We start from the raw sequence: 453 nt of genomic DNA, 5'->3' as shown, positions 1-453 counted from the left end.
GAGGGTCAGAGGTTCGAATCCTCTATGGCTCATACGATTTATTTTAATATGCGGAAGTAGTTCAGTGGTAGAACACCACCTTGCCAAGGTGGGGGTCGCGGGTTCGAATCCCGTCTTCCGCTCCATTATTTTGCCGGGGTGGCGGAACTGGCAGACGCACAGGACTTAAAATCCTGCGGTGAGAGATCACCGTACCGGTTCGATTCCGGTCCTCGGCACCAATTTAAATATAGCGCCCGTAGCTCAACTGGATAGAGCGTTTGACTACGGATCAAGAGGTTATGGGTTCGACTCCTATCGGGCGCGCCATTTAAAATTATCAATTTAATATACGGGAAGTAGCTCAGCTTGGTAGAGCACTTGGTTTGGGACCAAGGGGTCGCAGGTTCGAATCCTGTCTTCCCGACTTCTTTAAAAATATGGGGGCTTAGCTCAGCTGGGAGAGCGCCTGCT

General features: G+C 50.8%; 4 tRNA genes. All 4 read left to right on the top strand.

Annotation, left to right across the window (positions count from 1 at the left end):
* Nucleotides 1–50: 50 nt before the first annotated feature.
* The 4 genes from HMPREF2578_RS10525 (at nucleotide 51) to HMPREF2578_RS10510 (ending at nucleotide 406) form a co-directional block, all read left to right on the top strand.
* Nucleotides 51–125, top strand: a tRNA-Gly gene (locus HMPREF2578_RS10525).
* 7 nt (nucleotides 126–132) lie between these two features.
* Nucleotides 133–221 (top strand) — tRNA-Leu (locus tag HMPREF2578_RS10520).
* A gap of 11 nt (nucleotides 222–232) precedes the next feature.
* Nucleotides 233–309: transfer RNA gene (locus tag HMPREF2578_RS10515), tRNA-Arg, on the top strand.
* A 23-nt stretch (nucleotides 310–332) separates the two neighbouring features.
* Nucleotides 333–406: transfer RNA gene (locus tag HMPREF2578_RS10510), tRNA-Pro, on the top strand.
* Nucleotides 407–453: the final 47 nt, after the last annotated feature.

This window comes from Staphylococcus sp. HMSC072H03, assembly GCF_001809305.1.
GTDB lineage: Bacteria > Bacillota > Bacilli > Staphylococcales > Staphylococcaceae > Staphylococcus > Staphylococcus hominis.
This window is presented reverse-complemented; position numbering and strand designations above follow the sequence as displayed.